This window comes from Phytohabitans aurantiacus, assembly GCF_027923225.1.
Taxonomy (GTDB): domain Bacteria; phylum Actinomycetota; class Actinomycetes; order Mycobacteriales; family Micromonosporaceae; genus Phytohabitans; species Phytohabitans aurantiacus.
Window position 1 is genome coordinate 1 of the sequence record NZ_BSDI01000096.1, and the last position, 16849, is coordinate 16849.

Here is a 16849-nt window from a genome sequence, read left to right on the forward strand (position 1 = left end):
GCCGGCGCCGCGACCCTCACTCCTCCGCAGCGCACAGCCTCAGGTTTCGTCTTCGCGCATTCGACGTTGCAGCGAATGCAATTCCGCTCCTTTCGGGTAGTGCGGCAGGGTGGAGTGGCAGACGATGAAGCCTTCCGTGGCGCGGGTCTCGGAGACCAGGTCTTTCAGTCGCCCCTCTTGTAGGTGCATGAGGTTGCCGGGCTTGAAGATGCAGGTGGCGCATTGCCGCGACAGCAGGCGGCTCTTGCCGAGTACCGGGTCGCCGACGCTGAGGTCGCGGTCGGCGGGCATGGGGTTCATGGTGGCGCTCCTCGCGGTCGTGCAAGGTCCGCCGGACTGGCGGACCTTTGGGGTGGGTGCGTGACGAGCGGGGGCAAGGTCGGGCCCGTGGGCCGAGGGCGGCCCGAACACCAGATGCGGCGTCGCCGAGGGATTGGGTCATCGGATCGGGTTGGGCGGAGTGGTGGTTGACCATGTCGGCGGTGTCGGCGGCAGCGCGTCGACCGGCGTGTATCTGGTCGATGTCGTACCGGCGTAGGCCGGTGTATCCGTTGACAGGTACCAGGAGCGGGGGATGCCCTCGGCGGTGCGTCGCTGCGCGTCGTGGGGTCCTTGCCGCCGTGCTCGTTGTCGAGTACGGCGACCGGCCGGGCGCCGGTCCGGGCGTAGAGGCCGACCAGATTGGCCTTCGGCACCAGGCGACGCCGTGGTGGTGATGTTCGATGACGGTCAGTTCGTCGGGCTGAGGTTGGTGTGCGACTGGGTTGCGGCGGGTGCGGTCGATGGCCAGCGGCGGCGAATCCGCCTCAGACACGACGTGGGGGCCGCCGGAACAACGAACTAGGGATTGGCTCAGCCGGCGGCAGCGCCGCTGGTCGGCCGGTCGGCTGCGATCGCCTCGGCTGCCCGATCGCGGAGCTGTTGCAGGCTCGCCCCGGCCGCGGTTCGCCAGTTGGGCCAGCCTTTACAGGGGTAGCCGGCGATCGAGCTGGCGCAGGTTCCCGGGGTGATGTGGACGGCTCCGTCGGCGGTGACCAGGCGGCCGGCGTCATCGACGGTGGCGGTGTGCACCTCGCCGAGGTTGCGGCGATACCACGTGACCGTGTCCCCCACGGCGAGCGTCCCCGCCGCGATGAGCGGCATCAACGCTCCGGACCCGGACGCACCCGCGCGGGCGGACACCCGCTCGGCGGGGGGCATCCCGAGTAGGCGACGGACGATGTCGTTGTGGGTGTCGCCGAACCGACCGTGTTCGCGCAGATGCGCCATCAGGGCATCATCGATGCGAACGAAGGGCATGGGTGATCTCCAAACGGGTATGAGGGAAGTTCGTCTGGCCGCCGCGCGGCGGTCGACATGATCCACGCGTATGCCGTCGCGCCGGTCAAGTCATTGCCGAAATCAGTCGTCAGCAACGTGAGCCCCGGCTCAGGTCGGGGCTCGGGGGGCTGACCGGCAGACGCCGACGGCGCGGTGCTGTAGCGCGGGAACGGCGTGTCATCGGTTGTCGGCGGGGCGAACGTAGGGGCTTCACGCGACGATCGGGGGAGTTGTCGTCGGTGGGGGTGGCGGGGTCAGTCAGGACTGCGGGTCGGCGTCAGGCTGGCTGTGGTGTTCTGGTCACGGGTTCGTTGGCAGCCATGGCCGGTGGGCAGGTGATGCCAGGCCGTGTGGAGTTGGGCGAGGTGGTTGCGCAGGATCTCTTGCCGTGCCTGTGCGGTGTGCGCCGCGAGCGCCAGGGCTGCGATGTCGGTGATGTTGGTCCATCCCTCACGGGTCAGGTCGGTCGCGGTGTCGCGGCTGCGTTCGGCTAGGTCGTGGGCGATAGGGCGCATGCTGTCGGTCGCCTCGCTCAGCGCGGCAGCGGCCTCGTCGAGCAGGCGGGCGATTTCGCAGCGTGCCGGGCAGGGGTGATCGAGGTCGGCGCGCCATGGCCGGCCGGTGACGGTTTGGCCTAGGGCGGCTTTGAGCCAGTTGGTGATGGGGTCGGTGGGTTCGCCAGTGATGGGGTCGGGCTGCGGGTCGGCGTCGACGCTCAGCGTGCTGAAGGCCCCGTGGACGGTGATCCGTAGCTGCGTGTGGTCTTGGCGCAGCAGGTCCGGCAGGTCGTCGATGGGCTGGCCGAACACCCCGATCACGGTGATGGTGCGCAGGTCGAGGGTTGCGAGCCGGCCGGGTAGGGCGGGGTCGCCGGGTGCCCAGCCGTGGGCGAACACGCGGCTGGTGTCGGCGTCGGGGACCAGCACGTCGATGGGGATGCCGGGTAGGCCGTTGGATGCCAGCCAGATCCCGTGTGCGCCCTTGACTAGCCACAGGGTCGGCATGGCGGGGTCGCTGAGGCGGTCGGGGTCGACGGCGTGACTGGGTGCGGCGAGGGCGTGTTCGGCCAGCAGTGCGACCGGTGCGAGGTCGAAGTACAGGTTGATGGACATTGTTGTGCGGTTACCTTTCGTCATTCGGAGAGCGTGGCTGGGTTGGTCCGGCGACGGCCACGCGGAAGGGTTCGCCTGTCGGCGAGCCGGTTCGCTGTGGCCGTCGCCGGCGCGATCTGCGGTGTTCTGGTGGTTCGCGCCACCCGCGTTACGGGGTGCTTGACTGCCCGGCTCTTTTCGGGCGCCGATGTTCATCGGGTGCGGCGCGGGCGGGTTAGGCGTTTTCGAGTGCGGTGATCGCGGCGGCGCAGATCTGTTCGATCGCCTCGACCGGGTTGGCTACGGTCAGGGTGGTGGTGTGGCCGAAGGTGTGGCCGGACAGGCCGTCGGGGCGTAGCCACAGCACGGTGCACCCGGAGCGGTGCAGGGTGGTGATGAGCTTCTGCCCAGTGTCGATGTCGTCGAGTGCGCCGTCGGAGACCACGGCGAGCATCCGCAGAGGGCCGCGCTGGCGCATGTCGAGGATTTGGTCGGCGAGTTTGACCGCGTCGCCGAACGCCGACGTGCCGCCGCCGGGGCTGATGTCCAGAACCTGGGTGGGGCGTTGCCGGGCCGGGACGAGCAGGGTGGCGGTGCTGCCGAACGCGATGGTGGCGGTCGCGGCGTGGTTACGGTGGGCGGCCGTGGAAAGGATCCATCCGGCTGAGGACAGCGGCCCGGCGTAGGAGTCCATTGAGGCGGAGGTGTCGACCAGCACCGCGATCCGCAGGGTGGGCTTGGGAGGCGGCAGCGTGGCGCGTTGTCGCCAGGGCGCGGCGGTGGGGATGGCGCCAGCGTCGCGCTGCGCGTCGGCGGTGATGGCCTGGCGCACCCGCAGCCGGCCGGGCGGGATGACCGAAGGCCGGGTGTCGGGTTCGGGCTGGTGGCTGCGGGCGGCCTGCAACCGGGCCGCGAGCTGCCGGGCGGCTTGCTGCTCTTCGACGGTCGGGTTCCGGCGACGCCATGTGGCTGGGGCGCTGTGCCGGCTAGCGATCAGCTGGGCGGTGAACTCGGCCGGGCTGATCCCGGCGACGGCGGCGAGGTAGTCGCCTAATGCCTTGGCGAGTTGCCCGGGGAACACGCCGGCGTCGGCTACCGGAACCTTCCGTCGCTTGCGCGGATCGATGCCGAGGGCCTGGCACCATTGCCAGCCCAAGTCGATCATCGTGGCGGCGTCGTCATCATCCACGGTGTGGGCGGCTTTCCAGATCTCCCGCAACCGCTTCAGTTTCTTGGCCCCGAGCACGGTGAGGATCGCTCCACGCACGGTGCGGACGTCTTTGCTGGTCACGATTCGGGCATCGACGCGGGCCAGCAGCAGTCCGGCGAGGTGGCCGGCGTGCCACGGGTCGTCGACGGGGGCCTCGTCGGCGGTGATCAGGGTGTTGACGGTGTGGCGTAGCCAGCGCCGGTCGGCGCGGCGCCGGCCGCGTTGGCGGCTTTCGGCCCGGGATTCCTCGAGCAGGTCGGCTGCGGCGGCCACAATCGGTGGGGTGCCGCGCGGGGTCTGCCAGCGGCTGTGGGTGGCGTGTGCGGCCTCGTGGACGAGCAGCCCGTAGGCGGTGGGCACGGTCCTGCGGTGGGCGGCGCGGGCGGGGTCGGCGATGTCGGGCTTGTCCCCGATGTGGGTGGCGTTGACCTCGATCCGCTTCTCGGTCGGGTAGAAGCAGGCGGGGGCGCCGCCACCTGCGCCGGGGGCGACGATGACGGTCAGGTCGGTGCGTCCGGTCAGGACCTTGATGTGTTTGGTCCAGGCATTAGACCAAGCCTGCCAGTCCTTGTCGCCCGGTTTGGGGCTGCCAGCGGGCCGGAGGTGACCGCTCGGGTGCGGCATCGCAAAGCTCCCTTCGTCGATGGGTTAGTGCTGCGGGCCGAGGCTTAGCGCGGTGACGGTGGTGCCGAAGTGGGTGGCAAGGGCCTTGATGACGGCTTCTCGGTCGTGGTCGGGGGCGCGGCCGGCCAGGTTGGACACCGCCGTGGCAAGGCTCAGGGTCTTGTGGAGGCGGGCGAAGCCGAGCAGTTCGCGCAGTTGCGGCGCCCAGGTGACGGTGCCTGCGGCGAGTTCGTTGTTGAGGTCGATCGCGGCGGCCACGGCGCGGGCGGCGACGCCGAGGCGGCGGGCCAGGTCCCAGTCGGTGGTGACCTCGATATGCACCCCGAACCGGGAGGCGAGGGCCTCGGTCAGCACGGCGCCGTGTACGCCGGGGTTGTGGCCGGCGATGACGTAGAACCCGTCGGCGGCTTCGACGCGTTCGTTGCGGTAGGCGGTCAGGTGGATGACGCGGCGGCCGTCCATCGCCGGGTAGAGCACGGAAAGTACGCGGGGTGGGATGAGGGTGGCGTCGTCGACCAGCAGCGGCCGGCCGTCGCGCATCGCGACGACGAGGGGCCCGTAGACGTATTCGTAGCCGCCGTCGGGTAGTGGGATGAAGTTGCCGACGAAGTCCTCCACCACGGTGTCGCCGGTGCCGGCGACGGTGAGCAGGTCGTCGAAGGCGGCCTCGACCATGGCGGTTTTGCCGGTTCCGGGCGGCCCGTACAGCAGCACCGGCATCTGCGCGGCGCGTAGCCGGCGCAGCACCTCGATGTCGGTGCCGCCGGCCAGCTTGCGCGGCAAGTACAGTTCCCCGTTCGGGCGGGTCACCGGCTTGCGCTTGCCTGAGCGGCTGCGAGCGCCGCTGGACGCGCCGCGCGGGGCCGGGGGCGGCAGCGTGCCGGCGGCGGCGATCCCGGCCGGGGTGATCTGGAACCGGTGGTGGGGATCCCTGATGTGCGTGGCGTAGCCGACGGCGGCCATCTTCTTGAGCACCTCGAACACCGCGCCGGACGACGGCGCGCCGATCGCTTGGGTGATCTGCCGAACCTTGAGCGGGCTGTCGGGGTTGTCGACCAGGTACTGCGCGACGCGCGGATACAGATGCCCCATCCGACGACCGGAGCCGCTGGCGGGAGCGGTGGGCGTGGAGGTGGGGTTCGCGCCGGGGCTGGCCGGCTGCGGTGACGTCGGGTTCATAAGGTGTGGCTCCTGTCGCGACAGGGCCCGCGCACCCGTCTCCGGATGCGCGGGCGGTGGAACGAACGACCGCACGGGCGGAGACGGGGGTGGCCAGCGCCGAGCCCGACGTGAGGGCTGGGCGGTGCACCCGCTGCGTACAGGGGACAAAGGGGTGGGTGCCGTACCGTTCGCGTGCGACGGCGTGGCAGCGTGTGGCGCTTTCGTGGTGCCGTTGGCTATGGCGGGTTAGCGGCTGCGGGCCAGGCGGGCGAGCCAGTGCAGGCCGGTGACCACGCTGAGGTGGTGGCTGCGGGCGGGCACATGCATCCAGCGGTCGACGAGCAGGGTGTCGGTGCCGGGACCCGGATAACCCGGTGCAGGCGCAGGTCGGTGTCCACGGCCGCCGCGACGCGGATCTCGCTCCGCTGGCTGGAAGGTGCTTTGGCCAGGTCGCCGTACCGGTACCCGGACCGGATCGGACCCGCCCACGCCTCGAAAGCGAGGCCGACCCCGACGCAGGTGCGCCCCTTGAAGTAGCGCCAGTCCTCCAGCCAGCGGCGGGCGGCCGGGTTGGTCAGGTCGGTGGCGAAGCGGTGCAGGACGACCGGTACGGGCAGTGGGACGCCGTGCCGGTGCGGGTCGGGTGTGGTCCACAGGTCGGGGTCGGCGATGGTGGGGTCGACCTCAATCGTGGTGGTGCCGTCGGCCCTGACGTAGTCGAACAGGCCGAACAGGACCGGTTGCTGGTCCCGTCCGTACCGGTGCTCGGCGGCCTCGGTGTTGAGCAGGATCGTGGTGATTGCCGCTGACGTGTCTGCCCGCAGTCGTCTGCGGGCGGCCATACCGGTGCTGTCGCGATGGATTCTCAAGTGGTCACTGCCGTCGTGGACGACGGCACGAGTGCGGTCTGATGTGGACAGTGCGAATCGCGGGCCATGGCGGTGTGCGTCGCCGACCCGTGCATCGGATGTGGGCATGGTGGGGCGCCCGCTCCACCTCGGCTCGGGCGCCCGTTGGGACCGCGCCGCGGCCAACCGCCTCCGCGCGCAGCCGTACCCGTCCCGCGCTCCTGCCCGACCGTTCGCCGGCCACGGGTGAACGCGACGGCCATGTCCACTGGGCGCAGCTTGACGTCAGCGAGGACGCCGAATCGCTGCTGTGCCACGAATGCGGACAGTGGAACGCGCGCTGGGCACCCATGCCTGGTACCGGCGTGGCATCACCGCCGTGCAGTACCGCCGACGACACGGGTTGTCCTCAGGTCAGTCGCTCGCGTTGCCGGCCGTCCCAGGCATGCTTTGCCGCCATCCCACAGGCGCAGGAAGGCAGCACCGGCCGCCGCTCCCTGGAAGCACACCGCGACCCCGACCGTGCCCGCGCGGCGATGACAGATGAGGGCCAGCACCGGGCGCAGCTGCGGGCGACGCGTGCCGCACCGGAGCCCGCGCCCGCCAAGGCAGGCCGTTGACCCCGGACGCAATCGCCGCTCTCGCCGCCGTAGACATCGACACGTGGGCGCACACCGCACAGCGACTCGTCGATGACGGCGTGCGGCAGGCAGAGATCAGCCGTGTCACCGGCATCCCGACACCCACCGTGTCTCAACGCCTGCACCGGCGTCGCTGACCAGCCATGATCCGACCTCGCCCGGCCCTCGTGCCGTGGCATAGGGAGGGCTTCTGGCGCGAACCCACCGGCCCGAGCTATTGTGCTATTGCCGTTTTGCCGGCCAGTCCAGGCGGGCACGGTGCCTCCGATGAGGAGGCTTCCCCGCGCATGCGGGGTTCCCGGATCTCCCGAGAGGACCCCGTCATGTCCGAAGACCTTCCCGCCGGTCGGCTCGTCCGCCACTGCGTCTGTGGGCAGCCCATGCACGTCGGCTCGGTCCTGGCCACTACAAGCGAGCAGGAAGGCTCATACCAGGCCATCGTGATCCGGGTCGGGCCGATGATGGCAGAGCCCCTGCACCGGGTACTGGATGTGGTGTCGTTGACCCGCGGCCAGTTTCTGCAACACGTCGGCGACCTGCTCCACTGGCAGATGGAGGTGGGTGCACCGATCCTTTGCGGCAGCGTTGGTGACATCCCGCCGCCCTGCCCGAACCTGGCACCCGGCTGCCAAGACGAGCGGCAACTTCGGCTGTTCTGGCAGAGTACCTACACACCGGATTTGCTCGGTACGCCATCAGCCTGATCTCTCGTCTGCGGCGCCTTGGGGTCTGCCCGCCGAGGTCCGCGACCAGTCGGCGCTATCGCGACACGCCGGTGATCGCGATGTGGTCGGAGCCGTCGCATCGGCCAGGCCGTCACCCGCCGTGCTCGATGGCAACCCGACCCGCACCGCAGGCGCGCCGGCGCCGAGGCGCGGAAGCAAAGACGCCCGGGTGGTGCTCATCCACCCTGCCGAAACAGTCGGGTCTCGCCTTGATGGGGTGCGCGGGCGAGGGCGGCGTAGTAGAGCCGCCGCTGCTGGTCGGGGCTCAGGGCTCCGCCCCTCGGCGGTCAGGAAATGTCGGCGATGTTTATCGGTTCGTCTGCGTCCTGGTTGTGGTATCGGGGCTTTGGGTGAGTAGCCGGATGCGGTCGCCGGCGTCCAGGAGCATGGCCAGGGTGGAGCCGCTGTCCCAGACGATCGACACCGTGCTGCTGTCCCGCTGGTCGAAGGCGACGGTGCCCTGGTCGCCGGGGCGCAGTTGGGTGTGCGGGTCGTTGGTGTGCTCGAGCACGACGCGGTCACCGTGGCGGTAGCGCCCGTCGGGCGGGGCCGGTGGGGTGTTGGGGTCCAGCGGGTGCAGGCTGTGCGGCAGCCACCGGTCGTGGACGGTGGCCTCGTACACCCGGATCGTCTGTGCGGCGGCGTCGATCAGGTACATCCACTCCGTGTAGTCGTGCCGGGCGGCGGTGGCGACGTTGCCGCGCACCGGCGGGTGCGCCGCGGCCAAGGCGTGCCCGACGCCGGTGACCGCGGTGGTGGCCGGCGGCCGGCGGTGCTTGCCGGTGGGGCGCAGGCTGAACCAGTCGTGGCCCAGCAGGGTCGACACCGTAGCGGCGGTGTCCCGGCCGAACTGGTCCGTCCAGATGGCGCGTAGGGCGGCCACGGCATCGGTTGGGTTGCCCGCCCAGTGCAGATATCGGGCGGTGAACGTGCCGTCGGCGGTGATCACGCCGACGAGTGCGGGCTCGGACAAGGGGATTCCTCTCTTCTCATGATTGCCGCAGGGCAGGACCGCAGCGTCGGGGATGCGGGCGTGGCCTGGCATCCGGCCTCGGCCTGCAGGGGTCGCGGTGCGGTTCAGTCCCGTGCTGGGAGCAGGTCGGCGGCGACGACCAGCCGCCGCCGGTCGTAGAGCGGGGTGTCGGTGGCCTCGGCGTCGCTGACTTCACCCACCCAGGGCTTGTTGACCTTCAACAGGCGGGCGGCGGCTTTGCGTAGCGCGTCGGCCGACGGCGTGGTCGAGTGGACGATCTCGTGCAGGCCCTGGACGAGGGTGCGGCGGATCTGTTCCAGGTGGTCGCGTTCCTTCTCGATCCGGGCCCAGACGCGGGCCTGGGCGAGGGCGACCTCGTCGAGGTCCTGGCTGCGGCAGCCGGCCGGGACGAGTGCGATCGCGGCGTGCAATAGCCGGTGGGCGTCGATGCGTTCGTGGTCGGCGCGGATCCGTTCCCGGACGGCGATGCGGTCGTAGTGCTCGATGACGTCGGCGCTGGTCGGGCCCTCTTGGCGGGGGACGCCGGCCCAGCCGTGCTCGTACCAGGCGGCGAGCCAGTCGAGCACCTCACGGGTCTGTGCTCGCGACAGCAGCAGCGACCGGCCGTCGCCGGTGGTGCGGTGCCGCACGCTCAGGACAAGGTCGTCGGACAGCGCCGGCCGGTGCCGGGGCCCGATGGCCAGCGCGCTGTTGTCGCCGATGTTGTGCAGTTCGAACACGTCAGTGGTGGCGCGGCTGGGCAGCGGTTCGGTGGCGATGGTGGTCCTCCCTGGGGCTGGGGTGCGCCCGCGCCGGCCGGGCCGGCCAGCACGGGGCGCGCGAATGGGGATATTGGTGGCGCGGTTGGTCGATGGATCCGGCGTGTTGGGCCGGATTGGGGTCAGGGGTGGCTGGGCGTGCCGTTGTCGGCGGGCAGGTGCTGCCACAGGCTCACCAGTTCCTTCAGGTGGTCGATGCCGGCGGCGCGGATTGCGATGAGGGCGTCGAAGCGGGGTCCGCGCGACTGCAGTTCGCCGAGTGTGTTGAGGCTGGGTGCGCGCTCGCCGGGTCCGGCGGCGAGGTTGAGGGTCACTGCCGCGGTGGCGTGGTCGATGGCGGCGCCGTGGTGGGCCAGTTCCCTCTCGGCGGTGTCGATCGCGGCCACGGCGCGGATCAGGGCATCGGCCAGTGCGGCGGCCGCGCCGCCGTGGCCGTGCTGCGCGGCGATCGCCTCGCAGGTGACGGTCACATCGGTGTACTTGCCGGTGAGTCGTTCAACGTCCATCCCTGTTCTCCTGTTGTGACGGTGGATCGGTGGCGTGGTCGCCGTGCTCGGACGGCTCCTGTTGGCCGGTGGGGGCCGGTCGGTCGGCGTCGGCGCCGCTGGCGGCGAGCCGGCCCAGCTCGAGGCCCTCGGCGGCGGATAGCGTCGGCAGGTCGTCGACCGGCAGTCCGGCTTCCCTGCCGGACTCGCGGTGCGCGGCGCGCAGCAGGTCGCGGATTTGCTCGTCGCTCATCCGCGGGTCCAGGGGGATTCCTTCGCCGGCCGCCAGATGGACCATGTGGTCGCGGTCGAGGCGCTCGTACAGCGCCTCGGCGATGATGTGGGCCAGAAGCTGCCCCACGTTGGGCTGCCGCTGCGCCGGATCGGCGATGGCGCCGGAGCCGGTGATGCTGGCTAGGTGGTGCCAACCCGCACCGGTCCACCACTGCCACAGGCGGCCCTGCGGGTGCGGGGCCAGCTGCCGCAGTCGTTGGCCGAGCTGCCTGCGCGCCGTGTAGTCGCGCGGGGCGGGCCACACCGGTCGCAGCCGCAGAATGGTGCCGTCAGCGTCCAGCAGCCGGGTCAGCACACCACCGTCGGCTTCGGCCTGGCGTGCCGCCTGCCCGATCTGGTGCTCGGTGACCAGGGCGTCGAGGATATGCGTCTCGGACACCGGCACCCCGTACCGTCGGCAGCCGGCGACGTATCCGGTCCAGTCGTTGCGGCCGAAAGCGGCACTCAATCTCGTGATGGCGCTGCCGTCGGCGCTGGTGCGGGCCTCGGCGACCGGTTTGTCGTCCAGCGCCAGGGTGGCCAGGGATGCCGCCGGGGTGCCGGGGAACTTCTGCAGGTGCGTGACGCGTAGGCGGTCGTGCGGAACCCACATGCCGCTGTGGGGCAGTTCGACGAACTGCTGCTCCTGGCCGGGGGCGGGCAGGTCCCCGACGATGCGGTCGCAGTCGTGCGGATCAACCGCTTGCCAGCACCAGGATCCGCCCATGACCACGTACCGGCCGTCCCGATCGGGTTCTATCCGGGTCACCGCGCTCGGGTCGCCGTAGACCGCGGTTTCATCGACGACGATCGTGTCCCCGTTGAAGCGCATCGTCCCCATCGCGTCGTCTACCTCGCGGGCGGCGTCGTCGGGGCTGCGGCCTCGGTCGATGAGATCGGCCTGGAGGCGGTCGCGTTGCGCTTGCTGCTCGGCGACGATCGCCTCGGCCACCGTTCGGGTACAGGTGAACACGGCCCAGCCGTTCCACCGGTCGATCAAGGTGCCGGCGTACCCCATTGGGATGCGGATCTGCCCGGATGGGCCTTCGGTGCAGGACCAGTCCCCGGCGAATACGCCAACGCGACCGATGCGCAGCCGGTCCGGGTGTAGGTGGGACAGGTCCCGGCCGGCGCCGTCGGTGGGGTTGAGCACGTGCAGGCAGTGCTCCGCGACTCGGCCGGCCAGCGCGGTGCGGGCGGCGGTCCGCCAGGCGTCGAGGACCTTGGTGCGGTGCGCCGGCGTCAGCGTCGACCAGTTCGGCTCTTCGACCAGGCCGGCCAGTTCCGCCGGCGGTGTGTCCCCAGGGGCGCTGAGGTCGGGTTGGGGCAGGGTTCGCGCGATGGCGGGGTCGCCGGTCAGCATCCGCCAGGCGGTTTCTCTGGCTTGCGCGGGTGCACGGCCGTTGAGGGTGTCCTGCGCCCATGTGTCGGCTAGGTGCTGGCCGACCGTGGCACCGACGGACCGTGCGGCGGCGAGAAGTTCCGCGCGTAGAAGGGCGGCCGGTGCTGGTGGGCCGGTGAGGCAGTGCACGTTGAGCGGTGTGGTGAGCTCGGCCGCCTCGTAGACCGCGATCGTCGACTGCGCGGGGTCGATGACGTAGACCCACCTGACGTGGTCGACCGGACCGTCCACGGGCAGCGCCTCGACCGTGCTGCCGACATCGAACTCGCTGGCCACACCGACGCCGGGTACCGGCCGCTCGCCGGCGAACGTGACGGAGGTGTCGGCGGTGACATCGGCGTCGAGGTACGACCACTCGTGCGCCAGCAGCGCCTCGAGCAATGCCGTGGCGTCGTGCGCGCAAGTGGTCGACCAGATCCGGTCGAGGGTGGGCAGGATGTTCGTGGGATGGCCGTCGAAGTGGACGTGCCGGACGCGGATGGTGGCTGGGTCGTCGGCGTTGATGGTGCCGACCAGGCAATGGGTACTCACGGATGCTCCTTCTCAGGTTCTCGCTGAGTGACTGGTGTGGATGGGTCGTGACTGGCGTTGCGGCTGCGCGGGGCAGGCGAGGGGGAACGTGCCGTCCGGCCGTGCGTGCGGGAGGAACAGCAACTGCTGCCGGGAAGAACCATGGCGGCGGGGCATGGCTGAAGAACCCTGGGCAGCCTGTGCACCGGGTTGCGGGGTATGGCTGCCGGACGGCGGCAAGGGCCGGGAAGCCGGGCCTTTGCCGTACGCTGTCGGTCACGGGTGTGCTTCGGTCGTTGACGCCGCGGTCAGGTACCGGGCGGAAGCTCGCAGGGCGGTGGCGTGGTGGTGGTGGTGAACCGGCCCAGCGGGGCGCAGACCCCGGCCATGAAGACCACCGGATCCACAGCCGTGGCCGGACTGTGGTCTCCCAGGTGGACCTCATAGTGCAAATGCGGGCCGGAGGAGTGCCCAGAGCTGCCGGAGACGCCGATGACGTGTCCGGCCACGACGTGCTGACCCTCAACGACGGCGGGGCGGGTGAGCAGATGGCAGTAGCGGGTGACGATGACCCCGCCCGGCCCGCCAGGGTTGGGGTGCTCGATGTCGACGTACCAGCCTTCTCTGCACCAAGCGAGACGACACGCCGGATCATCAGTGTGGACGGTGCCTGGACTGCGGGACCTTATGTCAAGGCGGCTGTCCGACATGCCTCAATGAGATGCACCTACGATCCGGGTCGGATCCCTGTAGAGCGAACGCCGGCCGCACGTTGCGCTTGGGGCCGAACGCTTTGCCATTTGCGGGCGGTGTTCGAGGTCGGCGGTCGATGGCGTTGGGTTCGGTTGCCGGGTGGCGTTGGTGCAGGGTCATTGCGTTCTCGGTTGGGGGCGCTTTGAGTTGCGGTTGCGTGGTGGTTAATTTGTGGCGGGGGCCGGGGCGGGGCCTCGCCCGCCAGCGGGGGTTCGCCTGGCGCCAGGGGATTGATCTCGGGGGCTACGCTGTGCCGCACTACGAACGGGGGTGGGCGGGTGCGGCTTCGGCTTCAGCAGGTCGCGGTGCTGTTGGTTGGTGTGGTGCTGCTGGGCACGGTTGGCCTGGCAGTGGGCTCCTGGTACGGCGGTCGCGGTGCCGCGCCGCTCAGCTCCGACCGGGCTCAGGGCGTGGCGACAGAGCTCCTTCCCGAGGCCAAGCCACCCAGCTCCGCGTTCGTGCGTGGCTATCGGTACGGCATCTTTCTGGCTACTGATGATTTCGGTTCCGCTCACGGCGAGTTCCATTACGACAGTGGGGCCGACTGCGCGCTCTCTGACGAGCTACGGCGCAACGCCGCGTCGCGGGGGTGGCAGGGCCTGCGCCGCGTGCCGGGCGACTTGTGCGACGGCTGGCGGGCCGAGGCGGACGGGCTGATGCTCACGTTCACTCAGCGGGGGGCGTGGTTCGTGCTGCGCGTGGCGCCGGCCGCGCCGGATGGGTTCCTCGCCGCCACGGTTCTTGCCACCCTCCTCGGCGCCGCCACCGGTGCGGCGCTGTTCTGGATGGTGGTGCGACGTCCGCCCGTGTCCCGGCTGGTCGTCACGCTGGTCACGGTGCCCCTGTTGCCGGGCGCTTACCTCACCTTGCAGGATCTGTTCCTCGACGGGCTTGCCGAGCCGGTGTGGCCCATTTGGCGGTCACTCGCTCCTGTGCTGGTTCCGCTATGGCTCGTGCTTCTGCTAGTGGGACTGATCGTTCTCGCCCGGCGACAGGACCCGTCCGGCATCGCCCCCGAGGTGGCGGCGACCGTGCGGGAAGCCGGCCCAACTGTCAGCAGGGGTGGCTAGTCATCGGTGCGCCGCCCGTCGAGCCGGGAGCGGACCGGGATCTCGCATCCCGTACGGGCGCTCGCGGGGAACCATAGGGTCATTGCGTTCTTGGGTAGTCGCTGGTCACGGCGGTGATGAGGTCGTGAGGACGGCGGTTGGCGGGTCTGGTCGCACGGGCGATGGTCTACGTCGCCGTTGAGACGGTGGAAACCGATCGAAGTGTTACGGAGGGTCGCTATAACCCAATGCCGCGTAGTTAAGCGGTTTCCTGGCTTGTGCCTGGGCAGATGTCGATGCGGTAGCTCGCGGTTGCGCTGCTCATGCCTGGTTCCTTGGCTGTCGGCGCTCACGGAATGTTCCCAGCGAGGCGTGATTCGCTCACGTAATTGACCCGCTCGCCGCTCGTCCTGCCCAGGCGCGCTCATGGTGCTCGTGGTGGATACGGCGAGCGTTCGGCTGTCGCAGTACCTCAGAACGCGCCCGGGCCGCCGAAATCCTTGACCACGGAGAGTCGCGTCCTGTGCCATGGACACAAGGTCAACACCTCTACCGCGCCACTGCCGCTCCTCGCCGCTGCGCGGCTCCGGTGCGGGTCGGCTTGCTACCGGGCTACGTCGCGGCGCGGTGGCCATCGATAGCTCGACAGGGCGGGCGCCGACCGTCACCCTCTGCTGTGATCGCACGGCCGTGCCCAGGCTCATCGTTGGGTGTGCGCGATCGATGGAACGTTGGTCTTGGCCTTGGTGAGTCTCCCAGCGGAGGTGGGGCTAGATGATCGATTCGTGCGCCCAGGAGAGCGGGAGGTGAAGCTGTGAGTGGCTGATCCTGTCGTTTGTAAGCTCGTCGTCGCCTGCCGGTGTGAGTCCGGTCCGGGTAGCTGCCAGGAGGCCCGGTAGCAGGCTGGCGGTCCGGTCTGGAAACGGGTCGGGTCGAAGCCCAGCGTCAAGAGCCCTTTTGGGGGGAGCGACGATGCGGTCCGTAGCGTGAAGCGAAGCCTGCGGCGTCGTTACGTCACCCGCCTGTGAGGGTGGGCCAAGGGAGAGCCGAGCCCGCGAATACGGGGTGAAGGCCATGGACGCGGTGTAGATCCTGGATTGCAGCCGTCAAGAACTCCCCGGCGTAGGGGGCACGGAACGTATCGATGGTGGCGGCGGGAACTGGGGAGGCCCTCCCCGGCCCGGTGACCTGCGGAGATTGTGTCACCGGAGCGTGGTGTCCTATAACCGGTTTACGCCGGGAAGTGGATCACTAGCTGGGTGGGCGTCGGAGGCGGCCGTAGTACCGGTTGAGCCGAGCGGACAACAGAACCGCCGGTGAGGGAAGGGCCGCTACTTCGTCGATGCGTCTGTTGACTGGAGGGGCCCGGTGAGTGCCGTTTCGGCTAGTCCCACCGCTTTGGGGTCAGTTCGTGATCCGGTTCGTGCCTTGCAGCATGCGCTCTACCGGGCGGCCAAGGCCGATCCCGGACGACGGTTCCACGCGCTCGCGGACAAGGTCTACCGCAGAGACGTGTTGTGGCGTGCGTGGGTCGCGGTGCGCGTGAACGATGGCGCACCGGGCATCGACAAGACCACCCTGGACCAGGTCGAGCAGTACGGGATTGCCCGGTTGCTCGATGAGCTGGCCGTCGAGTTGCGGGACGGCAGTTATCGGCCGCTGGCGGCGCGCCAGGTCTTCATTGCGAAGCCCGGCACCGTCGAGCTGCGGCCGTTGTCGATTCCTTCGGTTCGGGACCGCATCGTGCAGGCCGCGCTGAAGATCGTGCTCGAGCCGGTCTTCGAAGCGGACATGCTCTCGTGCAGCTTCGGGTTCCGTCCGAAGCGTTCGGCGCACGATGCCCTGCAGGTACTCATCGATGAGTCCTGGCGGGGCAGACGGTGGGTGGTCGAGACGGATGTCGCTGACTGCTTTTCGGCGATTCCGCATGAGCAGTTGATGCAGGCGGTGCAGGAACGTGTCTGTGATCAGACGGTGCTCAAACTGCTGCGCGCGATCCTGCGCGCGGGAGTGATGGAGGACGGGCAGGTACGGCGCCCGGTGACGGGTGCTGCGCAGGGCGGTGTGATTTCTCCGATGTTGTGCAACGTCTACCTGCACCGGCTGGACCGGCAATGGTCGACTCGCGAACACGGTGTCCTCGTGCGCTATGCCGACGATCTGATCGCGGTGTGCAAGTCCAGGCAGCAGGCCGAGGCCGCGTTGCAGCGGATCACGGTGTTGTTGGCGGAGTTGGGGTTGCAGCCCAAGGCGGCCAAGACCCGGATCGTGCATCTGGAGGTCGGTGGGGAAGGGCTGGACTTTCTCGGCTTCCACCACCGGCTGGTGCGCTCAAGCGGGAAGACCGGCCGCCGGCGGGTGACGTTTCTGGCTCGTTGGCCCGCGGACAGGGCGATGCAGCACGCCCGGGACCGGATTCGGGAGTTGACCGAGCGGTCCCGGCTGCTGCTGCCGGTGGAAGTGATGGTGGAGGACGTCAATCGGTTCCTGCGCGGCTGGGCCGCGTATTTCCGGTACGGCGTCTCCTCCCAGCACTTCGGCAAGATCAGGAGCTATGCGTTGATGCGGCTGGCGTTGGTATATGCCAAGCGGCACCGCCGATCTCGCAAGTTCGGCTGGTCGGTGGTCGCCTTCCAAGCCGCCGACACGCTTGGTCTGATCACCCTGTCAGGAATCGTCGTCCCACCCAGACCCTTCCGGGACTGGCGGGCAAGGCTGAATGCCGGCGGTGAACGACGTCGGTGAGCCGTGTGCGGGAGAACCGCATGCACGGTTCGAGGTGGCGGGAGTTGGAAACGGGCACGAACCTGACCACGGTCGCTGGGGTGGGACAACCGACCGGGAAACCGGCGGCACTTGAAGGCCCCAAGCCCTACCGCAGGTGAAAGCACCGCGCCAGCTCCCGACCCTACCAAGGGATAGGGGACAGCAAACAGACGCGAGGGCATCCATGATCGACGCTGCTGAGCAACGATGACCATGGAGGCCACGTGCACGTCGATCTG

14 protein-coding genes and 1 pseudogene are annotated in these 16849 nt (G+C 69.7%); 4 read left to right on the forward strand and 11 right to left on the reverse strand.

Annotated features, from left to right (window positions below; all coding sequences use genetic code 11):
• Nucleotides 1-39 precede the first annotated feature (39 nt).
• From QMG73_RS44730 to QMG73_RS44755, 6 genes are all read right to left on the reverse strand, one after another.
• A complete protein-coding gene (locus QMG73_RS44730) occupies nucleotides 40-300 on the reverse strand; it encodes a hypothetical protein (RefSeq protein WP_281906088.1) in 261 nt (86 codons plus the stop codon).
• 552 nt (nucleotides 301-852) lie between these two features.
• On the reverse strand, nucleotides 853-1299 hold the full coding sequence (locus tag QMG73_RS44735; RefSeq protein WP_281906090.1) for a restriction system modified-DNA reader domain-containing protein: 447 nt from the start codon (nucleotides 1297-1299) through the stop codon (nucleotides 853-855).
• 275 nt (nucleotides 1300-1574) lie between these two features.
• Nucleotides 1575-2456, reverse strand: coding sequence for a hypothetical protein (locus QMG73_RS44740; RefSeq protein WP_281906093.1), 882 nt, complete (start codon nucleotides 2454-2456; stop codon nucleotides 1575-1577).
• Between the two features lie 190 nt (nucleotides 2457-2646).
• Entirely contained in the window at nucleotides 2647-4245 is a 1599-nt protein-coding gene (locus QMG73_RS44745; RefSeq protein ID WP_281906095.1) for a VWA domain-containing protein, read from the reverse strand.
• Between the two features lie 24 nt (nucleotides 4246-4269).
• On the reverse strand, nucleotides 4270-5424 hold the full coding sequence (locus tag QMG73_RS44750; protein ID WP_281906097.1) for an AAA family ATPase: 1155 nt from the start codon (nucleotides 5422-5424) through the stop codon (nucleotides 4270-4272).
• A 218-nt stretch (nucleotides 5425-5642) separates the two neighbouring features.
• Nucleotides 5643-6275 carry a hypothetical protein gene (locus QMG73_RS44755; protein ID WP_281906099.1) on the reverse strand — a complete coding sequence of 211 codons (633 nt, stop codon included), beginning with the start codon at nucleotides 6273-6275 and terminating at the stop codon, nucleotides 5643-5645.
• 595 nt (nucleotides 6276-6870) lie between these two features.
• Between QMG73_RS44755 and QMG73_RS44760 the strand changes: the two genes are divergently transcribed.
• Together QMG73_RS44760 and QMG73_RS44765 are read left to right on the forward strand one after the other, a co-directional pair.
• Nucleotides 6871-7032 (forward strand): hypothetical protein, encoded by a 162-nt coding sequence (locus tag QMG73_RS44760; protein WP_281906101.1) that lies wholly within the window; start codon nucleotides 6871-6873, stop codon nucleotides 7030-7032.
• 186 nt (nucleotides 7033-7218) lie between these two features.
• Complete coding sequence (locus tag QMG73_RS44765) at nucleotides 7219-7599, forward strand: hypothetical protein (RefSeq protein WP_281906103.1); 381 nt, start codon at nucleotides 7219-7221, stop codon at nucleotides 7597-7599.
• 328 nt (nucleotides 7600-7927) lie between these two features.
• Here QMG73_RS44765 and QMG73_RS44770 read toward each other — a convergent pair whose 3' ends face one another.
• From QMG73_RS44770 to QMG73_RS44790, 5 genes and pseudogenes are all read right to left on the reverse strand, one after another.
• Nucleotides 7928-8593: a DUF4314 domain-containing protein gene (locus QMG73_RS44770; protein ID WP_281906105.1), complete on the reverse strand. Its 666-nt coding sequence runs from the start codon at nucleotides 8591-8593 to the stop codon at nucleotides 7928-7930.
• A gap of 104 nt (nucleotides 8594-8697) precedes the next feature.
• Nucleotides 8698-9333 carry a hypothetical protein gene (locus QMG73_RS44775; RefSeq protein ID WP_281906106.1) on the reverse strand — a complete coding sequence of 212 codons (636 nt, stop codon included), beginning with the start codon at nucleotides 9331-9333 and terminating at the stop codon, nucleotides 8698-8700.
• Nucleotides 9334-9494: 161 nt separating this feature from the next.
• Nucleotides 9495-9878 (reverse strand): hypothetical protein, encoded by a 384-nt coding sequence (locus QMG73_RS44780; protein ID WP_281906107.1) that lies wholly within the window; start codon nucleotides 9876-9878, stop codon nucleotides 9495-9497.
• A complete protein-coding gene (locus QMG73_RS44785) occupies nucleotides 9868-12063 on the reverse strand; it encodes a hypothetical protein (RefSeq protein WP_281906110.1) in 2196 nt (731 codons plus the stop codon). The genes QMG73_RS44780 and QMG73_RS44785 overlap by 11 nt, the downstream gene beginning before the upstream one ends.
• Nucleotides 12064-12350: 287 nt before the next feature.
• Nucleotides 12351-12737 (reverse strand): annotated as a pseudogene (locus QMG73_RS44790) (M23 family metallopeptidase); the annotation flags it as partial.
• A 336-nt stretch (nucleotides 12738-13073) separates the two neighbouring features.
• Between QMG73_RS44790 and QMG73_RS44795 the strand changes: the two are divergent.
• Nucleotides 13074-13865, forward strand: coding sequence for a hypothetical protein (locus QMG73_RS44795; protein WP_281906114.1), 792 nt, complete (start codon nucleotides 13074-13076; stop codon nucleotides 13863-13865).
• Between the two features lie 1407 nt (nucleotides 13866-15272).
• Complete coding sequence (gene ltrA / locus QMG73_RS44800; RefSeq protein WP_281906116.1) at nucleotides 15273-16589, forward strand: group II intron reverse transcriptase/maturase; 1317 nt, start codon at nucleotides 15273-15275, stop codon at nucleotides 16587-16589.
• Nucleotides 16590-16849: the final 260 nt, after the last annotated feature.